The organism is Hyphococcus flavus (assembly GCF_028748065.1).
Classification (GTDB): domain Bacteria; phylum Pseudomonadota; class Alphaproteobacteria; order Caulobacterales; family Parvularculaceae; genus Hyphococcus; species Hyphococcus flavus.
In genome coordinates, this window is sequence record NZ_CP118166.1 from 554,125 (window position 1) to 572,010 (window position 17,886).

Annotated in this window: 12 protein-coding genes; 6 read left to right on the forward strand and 6 right to left on the reverse strand. The window is 55.9% G+C overall.

Features of this window, described 5'->3' with window-relative positions:
- Positions 1-32: 32 nt before the first annotated feature.
- A complete protein-coding gene (locus tag PUV54_RS02720; protein WP_274493992.1) occupies positions 33-1,265 on the reverse strand; it encodes a WecB/TagA/CpsF family glycosyltransferase in 1,233 nt (410 codons plus the stop codon).
- A 431-nt stretch (positions 1,266-1,696) separates the two neighbouring features.
- Between PUV54_RS02720 and xrtD the strand changes: the two genes are divergently transcribed.
- Positions 1,697-3,325: a VPLPA-CTERM-specific exosortase XrtD gene (gene xrtD, locus PUV54_RS02725; RefSeq protein ID WP_274493993.1), complete on the forward strand. Its 1,629-nt coding sequence runs from the start codon at positions 1,697-1,699 to the stop codon at positions 3,323-3,325.
- On the opposite strand, the gene PUV54_RS02730 is transcribed toward xrtD, so the two are convergent.
- Entirely contained in the window at positions 3,322-4,293 is a 972-nt protein-coding gene (locus tag PUV54_RS02730; protein WP_274493994.1) for a glycosyltransferase family 2 protein, read from the reverse strand. The two genes, xrtD and PUV54_RS02730, sit on opposite strands and share 4 nt — an antisense overlap.
- Before the next feature lie 244 nt (positions 4,294-4,537).
- Here PUV54_RS02730 and PUV54_RS02735 point away from each other — a divergent pair, with 244 nt between their 5' ends.
- The 4 genes from PUV54_RS02735 to PUV54_RS02750 all read left to right on the forward strand — a co-directional run bounded on the left by PUV54_RS02735 (position 4,538) and on the right by PUV54_RS02750 (position 11,503).
- Complete coding sequence (locus tag PUV54_RS02735) at positions 4,538-6,160, forward strand: GumC family protein (RefSeq protein WP_274493995.1); 1,623 nt, start codon at positions 4,538-4,540, stop codon at positions 6,158-6,160.
- 34 nt (positions 6,161-6,194) lie between these two features.
- Positions 6,195-7,001 (forward strand): CpsD/CapB family tyrosine-protein kinase, encoded by an 807-nt coding sequence (locus PUV54_RS02740; RefSeq protein ID WP_274493996.1) that lies wholly within the window; start codon positions 6,195-6,197, stop codon positions 6,999-7,001.
- Between the two features lie 177 nt (positions 7,002-7,178).
- Positions 7,179-8,255, forward strand: coding sequence for an efflux RND transporter periplasmic adaptor subunit (locus PUV54_RS02745; protein ID WP_274493997.1), 1,077 nt, complete (start codon positions 7,179-7,181; stop codon positions 8,253-8,255).
- On the forward strand, positions 8,252-11,503 hold the full coding sequence (locus tag PUV54_RS02750) for an efflux RND transporter permease subunit (RefSeq protein WP_274493998.1): 3,252 nt from the start codon (positions 8,252-8,254) through the stop codon (positions 11,501-11,503). Before PUV54_RS02745 ends, PUV54_RS02750 begins: the two co-directional genes overlap by 4 nt.
- A 4-nt stretch (positions 11,504-11,507) precedes the next feature.
- On the opposite strand, the gene PUV54_RS02755 is transcribed toward PUV54_RS02750, so the two are convergent.
- Positions 11,508-12,485 carry a LysM peptidoglycan-binding domain-containing protein gene (locus PUV54_RS02755; RefSeq protein WP_274493999.1) on the reverse strand — a complete coding sequence of 326 codons (978 nt, stop codon included), beginning with the start codon at positions 12,483-12,485 and terminating at the stop codon, positions 11,508-11,510.
- A 101-nt stretch (positions 12,486-12,586) separates the two neighbouring features.
- On the opposite strand from PUV54_RS02755, the gene PUV54_RS02760 reads away from it, so the two are divergent.
- Positions 12,587-13,141, forward strand: a complete 555-nt coding sequence (locus PUV54_RS02760; protein ID WP_274494001.1) for an LOG family protein — start codon at positions 12,587-12,589, stop codon at positions 13,139-13,141.
- On the opposite strand, the gene gltX is transcribed toward PUV54_RS02760, so the two are convergent.
- The 3 genes from gltX to PUV54_RS02775 form a co-directional block, all read right to left on the reverse strand.
- The gene (gene gltX / locus PUV54_RS02765; protein ID WP_274494002.1) at positions 13,138-14,466 is read right to left on the reverse strand and encodes a glutamate--tRNA ligase; all 1,329 of its coding nucleotides are present in this window, start codon (positions 14,464-14,466) and stop codon (positions 13,138-13,140) included. The two genes, PUV54_RS02760 and gltX, sit on opposite strands and share 4 nt — an antisense overlap.
- 184 nt (positions 14,467-14,650) lie before the next feature.
- Entirely contained in the window at positions 14,651-16,312 is a 1,662-nt protein-coding gene (locus tag PUV54_RS02770; protein WP_274494003.1) for an NAD+ synthase, read from the reverse strand.
- A gap of 62 nt (positions 16,313-16,374) precedes the next feature.
- On the reverse strand, positions 16,375-17,784 hold the full coding sequence (locus PUV54_RS02775; protein WP_274494004.1) for a serine hydrolase domain-containing protein: 1,410 nt from the start codon (positions 17,782-17,784) through the stop codon (positions 16,375-16,377).
- Between the last annotated feature and the right edge of the window lie 102 nt (positions 17,785-17,886).

Consider the following 17,886-nt stretch of genomic DNA (forward strand, 5'->3'; position numbering starts at 1 on the left):
GCCATTATTGCCAGCGCCTTACAATGCATGTTTCAGACCGCCGCCTGGCGCGATGTCGCGCTGTTAACCGATTCCGCCGCGCATTCCGGCGCGACGGGATAATTCATGCCATTCGCCTTGAATATCGCCCGCTGCGCAGGCTTTGCGTTCTCAAGCGTGATGGCCTGTGGAAGTTCGCCGAGATGTTTTTCCAGCATGAGCGTCAGGCCCAGAAACGCCCGGTCGAAGGATGAAACCTCCGTCATATTCAACCGGACGGGACGGCCCGTTGCCGCCGCCGCACGATATGCCTCCCGCACCGGGCGCAAGCCGCCATGCACCAGATCGCCAGTCAACTTGACGACCGTTACAGCACTTTCATTCACTGCTTTCGCGCCCGCGTGCTGCCCGCCCTTGCCCCGCGCACGGCCAAACTGCGGCGCCATAGCTGTCGTCATCAGTCCGATGAGCCCCAGACCATCCTTGAAGTAGCGTCGCCACAGGGCCGGCTCCTCTTTTATGCGCCACACCCATTCAAGCCCTGCCCGCTGCATCCAGCGCGGCGCACGCGCGATGCCGCCGCTCGTGAAATCAACAACCGCGCCGAGGTGTGCGATAACGGGCGCAGTTAATTTTTCACGATTGCGTTCGATCCACGCTTGCCCCTTGGCAGCGCCCAGCGCGACGACGACAAAATCAGGCGCCGCTTTATTGACTGTTTCAATAATATCATCGGCGCTCATGCTATCGACATTCCCGTGCCCGGGGTTGAGCGATCCGACCGCTTCTATGCCGCTCTCTTCTTTATTGACCCGCTCGACGGCCGCTTTTGCCGCCCCGTCGCGCCCGCCGAAGAAAAAGACCTTTGTCTTGCGTCCCGCAAATGGAGGACGCCGACGTATGGCTTCGAAAACATCCGAACCAGCAACGCGCGAAGTGACGGGTACGCCGAGCAGTTTGGCCATCAACACCAGCGGGGCGCCATCGACCAGGCTGAGATCAGCGTTGAGAATTTCCTGCCGCGCCGCGCTAGACCTGCGCGCCCGGATCAACCAGTTTACATTCGGCGTTACGAAGGAGAGTTTGCGCTTTGCCCGCGAAGCGGCATCGATAGCGGCCACAGCCTGATCAACATTGCAAATATCGACTGGCAATCCCATGAGACACCAGACATCGCGGTCGAAATCATCCCTGCGCAAAGCAGCCACACCCGCGCCGCCGTGTTCGGGCTTCTCGGCATCGGCGTATTTGTTCGTATCAGAAATTTCGGGAAGCGGCTCTGCCATGATCTCTCAGGTCAACGTTTTGCTTTGGAGACCTGTCCGCAGCGTTTCAGTTCGACACTAAAAACACCATAAACAAAGTCTTGCTGCATTATGCGCAATTATAAGAGCAAACATGAGGCCAAATTCACCCTGAACGTGTTTTTAACCATGTCTTGCGCCGAAATTAGGCGAAAAACAAGCAAGCAACCCACGCCGAGGCAAAGCAAGGCATTGTTTTTTCTTATGTTTTAAAAAGCTGCCCCGCCCGAGCGACTCTTTTGTCGAAGAACGGCCGATTGCATCGATCACTCAAACAGCTCGCCTGTTCTTTACTTCCCCTGAAAAGCCCGCGATTGATCCCCGGCGCCGATTTTGCTGTTTTGTAATGTCCGGCAACCATGTCTCGCCCGCTAGCGAACGGCATGTCCCTTCGAAGAGAGAATTCAGCTTTTATGACAGACAAGCCCGCCGAAAATACCCCGCCCAAGAGACAGGGTTTTGTCATCCGACCAGTCTATGTTGTGGGGGCGCTTGCCGCGATCATTCTGTTTGCGTTTTTTGGCGGCATTGAAAATCTGTTCAAACGCTGGGGCGAACAACAGGAATTAAGTCACGGTTATTTTCTGCCGCTAATCGCCGGCTGGATGCTGTGGTCGCGCCGCGAAGCGCTTGAAGCGAGCATCGGCAGGCCGGAGCTGTTAGGGCTTGCAGGCGTCGTCATTTCAGTGATCGTCCTGATTCTGTCGGAGCTGACGGTTACATCGCTAATGATTTTCCAGCAGCTCGCGATGCTTACGCTGTTTTCGTCACTCGTCCTTGCATTGGGCGGCTGGAGCCTGTTCTGGCTCAGCCTGCTGCCAATCGGGTTCATGTTGTTCATGGTGCCGCCGCCTTACTGGGCGATTACAGTCTTGTCGCAGCAGTTTCAGTTCTGGTCCTCTCAACTTGGCGTCGCCATGATTGAAGCGATGGGCATACCGGTGCTACTGACCGGCAATATTATCGACCTTGGCGACTACAAATTGCAGGTCGCCGAAGCCTGTAGCGGGCTGCGCTATCTGTTCCCGTTTTTAAGTCTTGGCTTCCTGGCGGCGTATTTGTTCAACGCGCCAATGTGGCAACGCGCGATCGTTTTTCTCGCCACGATCCCAATCACGATCTTGATGAACAGCGTGCGCATCGCGGTCACTGGCATTCTTGTCCAGCAATTCGGTACGGAACACGCCGAAGGTTTTATTCACCTATTCGAAGGGTGGGTTGTTTTTCTTTTCTGCCTGGCTTTGCTGTTTGGCGTTATCGTCGTTCTGGCGCGCATATCCGGGCGGAAAAATGTTGGCGATCTGCTTGTCATGCCGGATGTCGCCGCAAAAAAGCCGGCGAAAGAATGGAACAAGTCTGAATTCTTTCGTAATGGCTTCATCTCGCTGGCGCTCATCGCGGCGGCTGGCGTCTATGTGCACTTTGGCGTTTCAAACATTTTAAAAGTGCCAGAAAGGGTAGATCTCGCGAGCCTTCCATACGAATTTCCGGGATGGCGCAGCGATATCGAGGAAATAGATGCGCAAACAATCGAAGTTCTTGGCGCGGACGATTTCCTTGTCACCAACATGACAAGCCCGGACGGCGAACTATTTAACCTCTATATCGCTTACCTCAACATGCAGCGTCATGGACATAGCTGGCATTCGCCGCGCCAATGCATTCCCGGCGGAGGCTGGCAGATCACGCAACATGATATTGCGCCGATAACGCTCGAGGATGGCGAAAGTTTTCACTACAACCGCATCATCATCGAAAATCGCGGACAGCGGCAGTTGCTGTATTATTGGTACGACCAGCGCGGGCGTAAAATCGCCAACGAGTTCATTATGAAGTTTCTGCTCGTTTTTGACGCGGTGAACATGCGCCGGACTGATGGCGCGATGATCAGGATCATGACACCCATTCAAAGCAGCGAAACTATTGCAGATGCTGACGCGCGGCTTCTGGGCTATATGAGAAGCCTGCAACCGAAATTGCCGAAATACGTACCGCCAGCAGGTGTGCCGGCAACAGAGGAATTCGACCCAGACGAATACTAGCTTTTGTTATCGCCGCGCCAGCCGATCCACATATCTGCGTATCGGTTGGCGCTCAGCTTTGGCGCAGGTCGCCCGACTATGCCTCTGGCTAACGCAACGCCGCGACCAGCAAACCAAAATAAATTCGCTGCTATAGGTCCGAGCGGCCCGTAGGTTTTTCTGAAATACCGTGAACGCGAACGGTAATAATATTCAGGCAGTCTCGCGCTTTTCGCCTGCCTTTCGCGCAACTTTGTCGACCCGCCCGCATCATGTTGAAAGACAGCATCTGGAACGTAACAGATACGGTGACCTTTACCTGTCAGGCGGCGGCAGTAGTCACAGTCCTCGTAATAAAGAAAAAAACCTTCATCCATGGGGCCGGCGTCTTCTATCGCCTGACGTCTGATCATTACCGCTGAAAAACTGACCCAGTCAGGTTCGGTATCGATATCTTCTGGGAAAATTGGTGTTTCCGCTTTCGGAAACACCTTAGTGATCGGACCTGTCTGCGCGCCGTCCACAAACTCACTTAGAAGTCGATGACGACGGAAACGCGATACCTGAGGCTCGCCGTCCCCATCAACGATCAACGGAGTAAATATGCTTGCCTGCGAATTGTGATCAGCGGCCCTAATGAGCGCAATTAGAGCATCCGGTTTAACCGCCGCATCGCTGTTCAACAGTAACACCAAATCGGCGTTCAGATGCTTCAGACCGATATTATTGCCGGCGGAAAACCCGCCATTTTGAGGCGCGGACACGACCATGAGACGATCGGCAGCGGGAGAAACTTCGCACCATGCTGTCAGCCGATCTAAAGAACCATCCCCCGAGGCATTGTCGACAATGACGCAACACCCATTCACAGCGCCCAGCTGGGGCGCAAGGGTCGAGAGGCAGGTTTCGACCAGTTCCGGGGTCTGGTAATTTACAATGATGACGCCCAGGCGATAAGGCTGATTTTTCTTAAATCCCGGATTTTGCATTCAAATTCACTATTTTTGCACCGCAGCGCTTGCTAAACTGCCTATCGCGGCCTCCTCTAGCATGCTCGGCGCTTGCCTGCGCATCAGATCCGGCCTGTTAACCCCATGAATAGCGATTCGGGGCGTCGAAAATTGGTAATTTAAAAAGGTTAAACGCCTTGAAAGCGGCGCATTTTTTGCAAATTACAAAAACGCGCTGGAGCCAAATGGCTCAAGAGGCAAGCTGAGACGGACACAAGAGCGTATGGGTGACGAGTTTACACTTGAAGACGTGCTGATCATTCTGCAGCGGCGGTTCCTCTATTTTCTGATCCCTGCTTTGCTAATTGCGCCCATCGGCGTCATTACCGTGATGCTGCTGCCGGCAAAATATTCGGCGCAAGGCACGATCCTGGTTGAATCTCAGCAAATCCCCACAGATTTTGTTCGCTCCACCATAAACGCCTACGCGCAGGAACGCATTCAAACGATCCGTCAGCGCGTGATGACCCGCAACCGGCTTCTGGAAGTGGCTGATGAATATGAGCTGTTTCCCCGATCGCTTGGCCTTTCTGAGACAGAGCGGGTCAAGAGAATGCGAAACAATCTGCGTGTGGACCTGATCACCACCACCGCCAACCGCGGATCAGGCGATGGCACGATCGCCTTCACCGTCGCTTACACGGATCAGGATCCCCGCAAAGCCTACCTCGTCGCCAATAAGTTCATGACGTTGTTCCTCGACGAAGACGTGCGTTCGCGCACGGCCGGCGCGTCTAATACGACGGAATTTTTCGAACAGGAAACCGGACGTCTCCGCAGGACGGTCGCTGAACTCGAAAATCAGATTTCCGAATATAAAACCACTAACTCCGGCGCGCTGCCGGAGCAGTTGAATACGAACCTCGATATGCTGGAACGGCGTCAGCGTGAGTTGTCGACTGCACAATCGACGATTTCCCAATTGGAAGAAGAACGCCGCTTCCTCGAAAATCAGCTCATCAGCGGCAGCGCCGGCGACAACAGCATGTCAGCCGAGCTTTCGCGCCTTGAATCGGAACTTGCGCGGCTGCGCGCGACTTATCGCGACTCCTACCCGGAAGTCGTGGCGAAACGCGATGAAATCGCCGCGCTCAGACGCCAGATGGCGCCAAGTGAAGAAATCAGACGGCTGCGCCGCGCACTCAGCGATTCCGAGGACGCGCTCGCTGATATCGAGAATACTGAAGAGCCTGATCCTGACGCGCTTGCCCAGGCAGAGGCGGCAGTAAACGACGCCCGGACGGAATTAAGCGAGCGCATTGAGCAGGAAACAAGGCGCGGATCGGACGACATCGCTGGCGTTCAGATTGAAGGCCGGATCGCCGTTGTCGAAAACCGTATTAAAATGCTGAACAAGCAGATTGAAGACGCGCAGGAAAACATCACGAACCTCGAAACACGGATTGCACGCACACCTGAGGTTGAGCGCGGTCTTGCAGCGCTAACCCGCGATTACGAAAATATGTTTCAGGAGTATCAGGATATCCTGACCAAGCAGCAAGACGCGCAATTGGCGGAAAATCTTGAAGAAAGTCAGCAGACAGAAAAATTTTCCATTCTCGAGCCAGCGCTGAACCCTGAAAGACCGTCTAGCCCTGATCGCGCGAAGCTGATCTTCGCCGCTCTTTTTGCCGCGCTTGGCATTGGCGGGGCGACGGCTATGGGTGTTGAACTGGTCAAAGCGCGGCTTCGCGGGCGAAATCACATTGCGAATGTCCTCGACGGGCAACCGATCGCAGTCATTCCATATTTTAGCAGCGAGCATGACCGCAGACCGCGAGTGCCCTTCATAGGACGCAAATCCAAAAAATCCCGAAAAAGTAAAAGAAAACGCACCGCTGCGTGACCTGTTGTTAAAAGAACGAGTATAAGGCGAACCCATGGATCGAATTCGTAACGCCGTTACAAGAGCACGGCACGAAAGGGAAAAAACGAGCCCCCCGGCGCAACCGGCCCCGGCCGCGTCGCCAGCGCGCGCGGACGCTGGCGCTCAGGCCTACGACTTTCCGCCCGCGGTTTGCGATTTTGACAATTTCGGCAAGCATCGAATTATCGCCAACGAACAGGATCCTGTGCTGAATGCCTATCGCGTCCTTAGAACGCGCGTTTTGCAAAAAATGGAAGCAAATGGATGGCGGACACTGGCAGTCGTCTCGCCGGGATCTGGCGCCGGTAAAACCGTGACGGCGATCAATCTCGCCATCGCAATCGGCTCCAAGACGGGTTCCCGCGCCACATTGATCGATCTTGATTTCTACCGGCCCAGCGTGGCGCGCTATCTCGGCATGAAAGACTTTCCTTCGGTTCTCGATTTTTTTGAAGACAAGAAAGAGTTACACGAGATCGCACAGCGTCCGCCCTTGCCTGACGTGCTACTTCTCGCCAACGAGCGCGTCAGTCGGCGGGGCGCCGAACACCTGACATCCCCAAAGGCTGATCAGCTGATCGACACCGCTGTGAACAAGTTTGCCTCCCGGGTGGTTATTTTCGATATGTCGCCACTTCTGGGTTGTGACGATACGATTGCTTTTCTACCGAAGGTTGATTGCGCCCTATTGGTCGCCGCATCGGGAGACACGCGGGTGGATGAACTGAAGGAAGCGCGCCGCGTTCTGGGACAAACCAATATCTTGGGCACGGTTCTGAACAAGGCTCCGGCTGCTTTCATGCCTAATCAGTACTACTGACGGGCAGAAATGCTGTTAGTGTATCTTTTTTAACCTCACACTGTAAAATTTGGTATTATTAAGGCGCGCGATCCTTGAAGGGGGCTGGTAAACTTACCAGTATAATGAACCGTGAAGGAATTGTTCACCTGATCGCTGTTAATACCCTGTTATCCATACTGGAACGAGCCGGCCGTCATGAAAGTTTCCCAGTCCGTCAAACTCGCCGGCATTTTCGTCGCCCTCATCGCCCTTTACTTCCTCATTTCAGGCTTGTTCGGTTCCGATACGGCGCAGGAAGCAGAAGCCGCCGAAACAGAAATCTTTTCAGTACTGACCGAAGTCGTTTCGCCGGAAAGCTGGCGTGACGAAGTCATTATTCGCGGCCGTACGGAAGCAGAGCGTAAAGTCATCGTCCGTGCGGAAACCAGCGGCAAGGTGGCGGCGACGCCTGCAGAGCTTGGCGAACTTGTCGATGAGAGCTCAGTATTATGTCAGTTGAATGTAGATGCGCGCCGCGCTCAATTAGCGGAAGCGCGAGCGGCTCTTGCAAAAGCACAGCTTGATTATGATGCAGCTGTAAAACTGAATGCTGATGGGTTTAGATCCGAAACGAGCGTTGCCGCGGCGAAAGCGACCCGCGACCAGGCCGCCGCCGCTGTCGAGCGCGCCTCTCTCGATCTTGAAAAGAAAGACATCAAGGCTCCTTTCGAGGGCGTTTTTGACAAACGCCATGTTGAAGTCGGTGATTTCATGGGTGTCGGCGATCCTTGCGCGACAGTCATTCAGCGCTCTCCGTTTCTTGTGGTCGGCGCCATTTCAGAACGAGATGTCGGCAAAATTTCCAAAGGCGATCGTGGCGCCGCGCGCCTTGCGACTGGAGAAACTATTGAAGGTACAGTTCGGCTGGTTGCAAAGTCTGCTGATCCCGCAACCCGTACATTCGACGTCGAGCTTGAAATTCCAAACGAAGACGGCGCTCTTCGCGACGGCGTCACAGCGGAATTCACCGTCTTTGCAGAACAACGCAATGCGCATCGCGTGCCTCGCTCTGCATTAGTCCTGAATGACAATGGCGACATCGGTGTCAGAACCGTTGGCAGCGATAACATTGTTGGCTTTACGCCTATCAGGCTTATTGGCGAAACCGCATCGGGCGTTTGGGTAGGCGGTCTTGAGCAGGATGTTACGGTGATCGTGCGCGGGCAGGAATATGTTTCTGCTGGCCAAACAGTACGTTCCGTTCCCGCCAGCCAAGCGGATAAGCAATCATGACTGGGCTGATCGACGCCGCGTTTTCGCGAACGCGCGTCGTCATGACCGCCATGGTGGTCATGGTGTTCTTTGGCGTCCTCGCATTCAAAACCATTCCGCGCGAAGCGGATCCGGACGTACCGGTCCCCTTCGTAGGTGTGACAATCGTTTTGCCGGGCATATCGCCTGAAGACGGTGAGCGATTACTGCTCCGCCCCACTGAACTTGAGCTTCAAAATGTTGAAGGGCTCAAGCAGATGGATGCGTACGCTTATGACAGCGCAGCGCAGTTCGTTCTGGAATTTCAAACCGAAGTCGACATTGATCAGGCCGTTCTTGACGTGCGTGAGGCAGTCGATCGCGCAAAGTCGGAATTCCCTACTGACGCCGAAGAACCGGTCGTTCAGGAATTTAACGTGCAAACGCAATTCCCGATCCTCACGACAATTATCTACGGCGATGCGCCTGAGCGCGCCCTTTATCAGACAGCCCAGCGTCTCGAAGACAGGCTTGAAAGCATTTCAGGCGTGCTCGAAGCTCGCCTTACTGGCGCACGCGAGGAGCTGCTTGAAGTCATTGTCGACCCGGAAGTACTGGAATCATATGGCCTGACGGAACTTGAAGTCGTCAATGCCGTCAACGCCAACAACCAGCTTGTAACCGCCGGCACGGTCAATCTCGACGACGGCCGCTTCACCGTAAAGGCGCCGGGGCTGGTGCGGAACGCTGAAGATCTGGCAGCCACGCCAGTGCGCGTCAGCGGCGAGAATGTTTTGACCATCGGCGATATCGCGAATGTTCGGCGCACCTTCAAGGATCGTGAGGGATACGCTCTCTTCAACGGTCAAATGGCGATCGGTGTTGAGATTTCAAAACGCGCCGACTTCAACATTGTTGAAACCATCGAAGAAGCGCGGCGCGTTATTGAGGAAGAGTCGCAATTCTGGCCGGCGACTATCAAATACGAATATATTTCTGACCAGTCTATATTCGTGAAAGACTCTCTGAGCGGGCTCACCGCCTCCGTTATGACTGCAATCTTACTGGTCATGATTGTTGTTGTCGCGGCGCTCGGCATGCGTTCCGCCGTGATGGTCGGCATAGCCATTCCAACAACTTTTCTGATGGGCTTCATGCTGCTCGCGGTGTTTGGCTATACGCTCAACATGATGGTGATGTTCGGCCTGATCCTCGCGGTAGGGATGCTGGTCGACGGCGCAATCGTCATTGTTGAATATGCAGATCGTCGTATGGCTGAAGGCGCGCCGCGCCGCGCCGCTTATCTCGAAGCGTCAAAGCGCATGTTCTGGCCGGTCATTACATCCACCGCCACCACACTTGCGGCGTTTGCGCCATTCCTGTTCTGGCAAGACACGCCCGGCCAGTTCATGAAGTACCTGCCGCTCACGCTCATCTTTGTCCTTTTGTCTTCACTACTCGTCGCGCTGGTTTTTCTTCCCGTGATTGGCTCGCTTTTCGGCATCCCGGAATGGATGAAGAAAAAGCTGAAGATGAAAGGCAAGACCGAAGGTCCCGCGAAACAATACGAAGTCGATGAAATCGACCCCACTACACTCAAAGGGCCTATTGCTGCGTATTCGCGTTTCCTGAAGGCTCTTGTCGCCCGGCCTCTCATGGTGATGGCTGGCGGTGTTGGTCTCGCAGCCATCTGCATCGGGTCATTTATCGTTGCCGCACCTGAATCCGAATTCTTCATTCGCAACGATGACGATCAAATCAACCTTTTGGTGATGGGTCGCGGCAATCTTTCCGCTGAGCAGAATATCGAAGTCGTCAAAGAAGTCGCGGCGCGGATCGAAGACCATCCGGCGATCAAACATATTTACCTGCAGACCGGTCCCGAACTCGGGCGCGGTAATGACACGCCGGTTGAAACGATTGGCCAGGTTGGCCTCAATCTCGTTTATTATTCAGAACGTGATCATTCACGCGACGTCGTTGATCAATTGCGTGCGCGCGTCAGCGATATTCCGGGCGTTCACGTAGAAGTGCGCCAGCGCGAAGGCGGCCCGCCTGTTGGCAAGGACGCGCAACTTGAGATCTCATCACCTGACTTTGACGCCATGGTCGCTGCAGCGAAAAAGAGCAGAGAATTCATGGACACGACGACCATGGAAATCGACGGTGTCGAAGTGCCGACCTATATGGATCAGGAAGACACGCTTCCGCTGCCCGGCATAGAATGGACAATGGTCATCGACCGTGCGCTCGCTGGGCGATACGGGCTATCGGTTCAACAGGCAGGCGCTGTTCTGCAGTTCGTCACTGATGGTTTGTTGATTGACAAATACCGCCCGCAGGACGCCGATGACGAGGTTGATATTCGCGCGCGATACCCGGAAGAACACCGCAATATCTTCGCCCTTGATCAAGTGCGCGCGCAGACACCGCAAGGCGCTGTGCCGCTGTCGAACTTTGTTTCCCGGGTCGCCGAACCGCAGGTCGACCGAATTATCCGCCGCAACGGTGCTCGGATCATCGAAGTCAAAGCCAATGGCAACACGCAAGTGGAAGGTCATGAAGTCAGCCAGGACCGTGCTATCAACCATCTGAAAGGGTGGCTGGAAGCAGGCGCACTGGGTGAGGACGTCTCCTGGGTCATGCGCGGCGCCGATGAAGATACGGCGGACGCAGCTGTGTTCTTCCAGAACGCCATGATCGCAGCGCTTTTCATGATCGCCATGATCCTGCTTCTGGAGTTCAACAGCTTTTATCACGCCTTTCTAACGCTTAGCGCCGTTATTATGTCCGTATTCGGCGTATTGTTGTCGATCGCACTCACTGGCCAATATATCTCGATTATCATGACTGGCACAGGCATCGTCGCGCTTGCCGGAATTGTCGTAAACAACAACATCGTTCTGATCGACACCTATCAGTATTTGCGCAGGAAAGGCCTTTCCGTCGAAGACGCCGTGGTGAGAACAGCGGCGCAGCGGATCCGCCCGGTTCTGCTCACTACCGCGACGACCATTCTGGGCCTGTTACCGATGGTTTTCGAGATCAATGTAAACTTTTCCGCCGGCACCATCACCCATGGTTCTTCCACATCAGACTGGTGGGTGCTTCTTTCATCGGCTGTTGTTTACGGGCTGGCGTTCTCAACTGTTTTGACGCTCATTATCACACCTGTGATGCTCGCGGCGCCGACGGTTATTCGCAACCGGTTGTTCCCGAAACATGTATTCGAGGAGCCAAAGCAGATTGGCTCTCTCGATAGCGAAGCCGCGCCGCAAGCAGCGGAATAGCCCGCTATTGTTCGGTCTCGTCCGCCTCTTCATCAGGAACATCGAATATCTGTCCCGGATAAATCAGGTCCGGATCGCGGATCTGGTCGGCGTTCGCTTCATAGATGATTGTATATTGCGCGCCCTGACCATATGCGCGGCGAGCAATACGCCAGAGACTGTTGCCCGGCTGAACAATCACCCTGCCATCGCGAAGATCGATATTGTCGGGGTTTGCCCGTTCGAACGGCAGCTCAATCGCATAAGCCGGGCGGCCATCCTCATCGAGCTGAATGACGAGGAGCTGATAAACGCCTGGCGCGATTTGCGCTTCCGGCGCAATCGTCCAACGACCATCGGCGTTCGCCGCCGTCTGTCCCAGAAGCTGGCGGTTGATGAATAGCTGCACGACGCGACCCGGTTCGGCACGGCCCGAGAAAATCACCGCGCCTGTGTCATCGTAGTCGATCACATCGAGCGATAACGGGCCCAATCCGTCAGCAGCATCGCGCGGTTCCTGCAACACCTCCGTCGCGCCGCCCGGCGTCGTGCGCAAGACAAGCGGCAAGTCGCCTTCGCGTTCCGGCACGTAAATCAGGATCGTGTCTTCGGAACGTATTACCGTTCCGTCTTCGGTGCGCATGGAAAGGCTGAGCTCAACCGGCCCGGCATCGAGCGGCGTGTCCGTGGCGATGACCCATGACCCATCGGGCTCAGCCGGTGTTGTCGCAAGCTCTTCATCGTTCGCATATATGGTGACGTCCGATCGCGGCTTGGCGCGACCGGCGATAACGGCGTACCCGGTGCGGTCCACCCGCACGATATCAAAGCTCGGCAACGAAGCTTCGGCTGGCGCATCGGGCTGCGCATCATCGGGGGTCGCGGGATCACCTGTCACCACCGCTGGTTCATCGGGACTTTCAATGATCTTGAAGCGTTCCGCCGCTTTCCAGCCGATAAAGCCGAGAATGATCAGTAACAGGATAATAACGATGACACGCACGATACCGCGCTCCTTGAAAACTCAGTTCGAATTCCAATTTAGTTTACCTTTAGGAAATTCCGCGTACAATGCCCACCCAACAACAAGAAACGTGTAAGTCTATGAAATCTTTATGTGTTTATTGCGGCTCCCGTCCCGGCGCCGATCCCGCCTTTAAGGAAATCGCTATTAACGTCGGCAAGGAAGCAGCCCGCAGGGGCTGCCGCATCGTCTATGGCGGCGGCAAGCTGGGGCTGATGGGCGCCACCGCTGGCGCGGCGCGCGACGCCGGCGGCCAGGTTTTCGGCGTCATCCCGGATTTTCTGGTCGAACTGGAAGGCATTCTCGAAGGCGTCGACCACAAGGTCGTTTCAAACATGCACGAACGCAAGATGCTGATGTTTGAAGAATCAGACGCGATCCTTACCCTGCCCGGCGGTATCGGCACGCTTGAAGAACTGATCGAGGTTCTCTCGTGGGCGCGGCTGGCGCTTCACAAAAAGCCGATTGTGGTTTTGAACGTCAATGAATTCTGGAGCCCGCTTCAGGAGCTGTTCAATCATATCGTCAATATGAAGCTCGCCGACGCCGAACTGTTGAGCGATGTCAAATTTGTTTCAACAGTCGAGGAAGCTTTTGAGGCTGCCGACACCTGCCTCATACGCGAACGCGCTTAGGCTTTTTCACCGCGCAATCGGGCGCGCGCTTTTTCAGCGCCGATCAACGGCAAAAGCGCCGCCATTTCCGGCCCGCGCTCACGGCCCGTTAACGCCAGACGCAACGGCATAAAGAGCGCCTTGCCCTTGGCGCCGGTTTTATCTTTCAGCGCGCTCGTCAATACGCCCCAGCTATCCGTATCAAGACTATCTGGCACCAGCGCTGCGGCTTCGTTAGCGAACGCCTGATCCTCGATCTTCGGCTCTACCTCGCCGTCGATGACGCTGACCCATTCGGAAGCGTCCGCGAGGCGGGTGATGTTGCCCCGCACTACCTCCCACAGCGGCGGCGTCACACCGAGTTTTTGAAGGCGCGAGGAGACGACGTCATAATCGGTTTCGTGAAGCAGCTTTGCGTTCAACGCTTCCAGTTCCGCCATGTCAAAACGCGCCGGCGCACGGCCAACACGGTCAAAATCGAACGACTCGGCCAGCGCCATCAAATCCCGCTGCGGCAGAACCGGATCGGCGGTGCCGAGTTTAGCGAGGAGGCTCGTAATCGCTGACGGCTCCAGCCCGTCATTGCGCATGGCCTCGATCGAAAGCGAACCCAAGCGCTTTGAAAGACCCTGCCCGTCCGCGCCGATCAGCAGCGAGTGGTGAGCGAATTGCGGCGGTTCGCCGCCGAGGGCTTTGAAAATTTCAATCTGCACGCCCGTGTTGGTGACGTGATCCTCGCCGCGCATGACGTGAGTGATCTTCAGATCGATGTCATCGACGCAGCTTGGCAGCGTATAAAGATACATGCCGTCTTCGCGGATCAAGACGGGGTCCGACACACTCGCCGTATCGACCGTCACCTCACCGCGAATAAGATCGTTCCACTGCACCGGCGTTTGCGACAGCTTGAACCGCCAGTGGGGTTTTCGCCCCTCGGCCTCATACTTTGCAATGTCTTCTTCGGTCAGTTTCAGAGCTGCGCGATCGTAAACGGGCGGCAGGCCGCGGGCGCGCTGAATCTTGCGCTTGCGATCAAGCTCTTCAGACGTCTCGTAACAGGGATAGAGCAGCCCGGCGGCTTTCAGCTTGTCGCGCGCGGCATCGTAGTCAGCAAAGCGCGACGACTGGCTGACGGTTTCGTCCCAGTCGAGGCCGAGCCATTTAAGGTCGGCGCGAATGCCGTCTTCATATTCCTTGGTTGAGCGTTCCTGGTCTGTGTCGTCGATGCGCAACAGAAAGGTCCCGCCGGATTTGCGGGCGAAGAGCCAATTCCACAGGGCGGCGCGCACATTCCCCACATGGAGCTTGCCGGTGGGCGACGGCGCAAAACGGACTTTGACGGTCATCTAAGGTCTCAAATTAAGTAGGACGCGAGCCATTACCGGGGATGGGGAGTAAGGTCAAATGGGCTTGAAACTAAGGCATTCTCATCATCCCGGACTTCATCCGGGATCCATTAATATTAGCTACATTTGTTCTGGATTGCGGGTTGAACCCGCAATTACGGTAGTAGTATTTTCGCCATATCTGTCACCTATCCCGCCAGCCATTCGTAATTGGATAGCGGCGGTCGCGGCCGAAATTGACGGCGGCGACTTTCGGGCCCGGCGGCGCCTGGCGGCGTTTGTATTCGGCGACATAAAGCAAGTGCTCGATGCGCCGCACGGTCGCTTCGTCAAAACCCTTGGCGACAATATCGCGAACCGCCATTTCTTTCTCCACCAGCATTTCAAGAATCTGGTCAAGCGTCTCGTAGGGCGGGAGCAAGTCCGCGTCTCTTTGATCCTCGCGCAATTCGGCTGAAGGCGGTTTGGTAATGATCCGTTCGGGGATCACCTCTCCCTTCGGGCCTTTAAGATCGCTTGCGTGATTTGCGTTACGCCAGCGGCAGAGGGCGAAAACCTCCGTCTTGTAGATGTCTTTCAGCGGATTGAACCCGCCATTCATATCGCCATAAAGGGTCGCGTAACCGACCGACATTTCCGACTTGTTTCCGGTCGTTAAAACCATGTTGCCGAACTTGTTCGACAGCGCCATGAGGATGACGCCGCGCAGGCGCGACTGGATGTTTTCTTCTGTCGTGTCAGGCGCAAGGTTTCCGAAGGCGGGTTTCATCATTTCATCGAACGCGGCGACGCCTGGCTCAATCGGGATGGAGCGATAGGAAACCCCGAGCGCATTAGCGCATTGCTCGGCATCCTCAAGGCTTTCGTTTGACGTGTAACGCGAGGGCATCATCACGCAGTGGACTTTGTCAGCGCCCAGCGCATCGACGGCGATGGCGGCGGTGAGCGCGGAATCAACGCCACCCGAAAGACCGATAACAACGCCCTTGAAGCGGTTCTTCAAAACGTAATCGCGCACGGCCATGGTCACTGCGCGATAGATCATTTCTTCGCCGCCGACCCAAGCTGTGTCTGGTCCTTCCGCACACACCCAGCCGCTGTTGTCTTTCCGCCAATTTGTCAGCATGACTGTCTCGGCAAACTGCGGGCAACGATGCTGAACGGCGCCGCTGGAACTCATGACGAAAGACGCACCCTCAAATACGACTTCGTCTTGCCCGGCGAGCTGGTTCACAAACATCAATGGCAAGCCGGTTGTGGTGACGCGGTCGCGCGCCGCCATCTCTCGTTCCTGCAACGATGTTTTCCGGAATGGCGAACCGTGGGGCACGATGAACAGTTCAGCGCCCGCATTCGCCAGATGCTCGCCCGCGCCGGGCAGCCACATGTCTTCGCAAACCATGAGGCCGAGCTTGACGCCCATGAATTCGGTCGGTTCGGGATAGTCCGGCCCCGGCGTAAACCGTCGCGGCTCGTCAAAGACGCCGTAATTAGGCAAGCGAACCTTGTAACGGGTGGCGGCAATCTTTCCGTCCGCCAGCAGGAACACCGCGTTGTAAAGATCGTCATCAAGGGTCCACGGCGCCCCAACAATCATCGCCGGGCCGCCGTCGCCTGTGTCTTTAGCCAGCGCTTCCACCGCTTCACGGCAGGCGCGCTGGTAGGATGGTTTCTGGACGAGATCCTCGGGCGGGTACCCTGACACAACCAGCTCGCAGAACACGACAAGATCGGCGCCCAGCTTCAGTGCCTGCGCTCGCCCCTTTCTGATGCGTTCAACATTGCCATCTACATCGCCGACCACGGGGGCGATCTGGGCGATAGCGATGGCAAGTTTATCGGTCATAAAGGGCATTTATGCTCTTTTTGAGCAAATGGGAAGGCCGGGCAAACCTGAATTGTCCCGCGTTACATGGCCGTTCCGTGGGGCATTCCCACAGACTCATAAATTGCTTCAACCAACGGCGTTACCGCTTTCATGGCTGACTGGCCCTCCGGGAGGTTCCGGCTCATGCCCGTCCTGACGATCACCATGCGCTTGTCGGGAATGATGAAGACATACTGCCCCTCGTGACCGGCGAAGAAAAACATATTCTCCGGCACGCCGGGGAAGAAGCGCGGCCGTTCCGCACCTTCATTGTTCAGCCAGAATTGCGCCCCGTACTGACCATCTGACGCCGCCGTCGGCGAGCGCACGTAATCGGCCCAGCCCTCGGGCAGCAAGCGTTCGCCCTCCCAGACGCCGTCCTGCAAATAAAGCTGTCCCAATCGCGCCCAGTCGCGCGCTGTGGCGTAAACGAATGACGAGCCGATGAACGTACCCGATGCATCAGGTTCAAGCACGACACTGGTAGCGCCAATCGGGTCGAGGATCGCTTCGCGTGCAAAGGCGTGAAAATCAATTTCCTGTTCGGCCAGAACTTGCCGCAAGGTGCGCACGATCAGATTGGTCGTACCGCTTGAATAGTACCATTCCTCGCCCGGCGCATGCTCCATCGGCGAACGCGCGGCAAACCCGCCAGCATCGGCGCGCTCAAACAGCATTTGGTTCACGTCAGAGCGTATCTGATCGTAATGCTCGCCAAACGCTAGGCCGCTTTGCATGCGCAACAGATCATTCCATGTAATGGCGGACTTTTCAGCATCGCCAGCCCATTCTGGCACTGGCGCGGGTTCGTTTATATCGAGCAGCCCGCGCATAGCAGCAGCGCCGACCATGGTTGCTGTCACGCTCTTACCCATAGACCACGAAAGAAATGGCGTTGCGCGATCAAAACCGTCCGCATAACGCTCATCAACAATCTTGCCGTCCACCACGACAAGTACGCTGCGATGGTTCGGCTCATTATTTTCGAATGCCCTGGTAAGAGCGAAGTCAAGCGCGCCATAATCGATGCGTTCAATTGCCTTGCCTGACACCGGCGGCGCTTCTTCCCAAGCTGTTGGTTCGATAGGCGCTACTGGTTCTGGCAGTGGTGCAACGCGCCCGGCATTGGCGAGCGTGCAGCCGTAGCCTTCGCGATAAAAAGCGCGGGCGCCGCCAAGCCCCAGCGGCGCGCTCGCCCGGACACGCTTCAGATCCTCATCGACTTTAACGGTAATCAACTCCATCGCCGGATCCATGCCAGCGAACTCACTTTCAAGAACGCTCGCCGTGTTGCGCCCTGCAACAAAAATTTCAGAACACGCGATCTTCGCCTGATAACCGGCGCCAATCCGCGCCATGCGATCGGCCTTGACGCCAGCGTAAATTACCGCGCCGGCTGCGAGCGCACCGGCGGCGACGAAAATCTTGTGATGAAGTTTCCATTCTGTCATGGCGCGAGCATAAGCGCGCAGCGCTTTGGCGCAAAGCGCCAATTTCAGCCTGAAGGCGTACTCATGTGGACGGCACTTTTCTTTTGCGCTAGTCGATGGCCG

Coding starts and splice junctions, on each gene's coding strand:
- PUV54_RS02720 (WP_274493992.1), bottom strand. CDS start 1,265: ATGGCAGAGCCGCTTCCCGAAATTTCTGATACGAACAAATACGCCGAT.
- xrtD (WP_274493993.1), top strand. CDS start 1,697: ATGACAGACAAGCCCGCCGAAAATACCCCGCCCAAGAGACAGGGTTTT.
- PUV54_RS02730 (WP_274493994.1), bottom strand. CDS start 4,293: ATGCAAAATCCGGGATTTAAGAAAAATCAGCCTTATCGCCTGGGCGTC.
- PUV54_RS02735 (WP_274493995.1), top strand. CDS start 4,538: ATGGGTGACGAGTTTACACTTGAAGACGTGCTGATCATTCTGCAGCGG.
- PUV54_RS02740 (WP_274493996.1), top strand. CDS start 6,195: ATGGATCGAATTCGTAACGCCGTTACAAGAGCACGGCACGAAAGGGAA.
- PUV54_RS02745 (WP_274493997.1), top strand. CDS start 7,179: ATGAAAGTTTCCCAGTCCGTCAAACTCGCCGGCATTTTCGTCGCCCTC.
- PUV54_RS02750 (WP_274493998.1), top strand. CDS start 8,252: ATGACTGGGCTGATCGACGCCGCGTTTTCGCGAACGCGCGTCGTCATG.
- PUV54_RS02760 (WP_274494001.1), top strand. CDS start 12,587: ATGAAATCTTTATGTGTTTATTGCGGCTCCCGTCCCGGCGCCGATCCC.
- gltX (WP_274494002.1), bottom strand. CDS start 14,466: ATGACCGTCAAAGTCCGTTTTGCGCCGTCGCCCACCGGCAAGCTCCAT.
- PUV54_RS02770 (WP_274494003.1), bottom strand. CDS start 16,312: ATGACCGATAAACTTGCCATCGCTATCGCCCAGATCGCCCCCGTGGTC.
- PUV54_RS02775 (WP_274494004.1), bottom strand. CDS start 17,784: ATGACAGAATGGAAACTTCATCACAAGATTTTCGTCGCCGCCGGTGCG.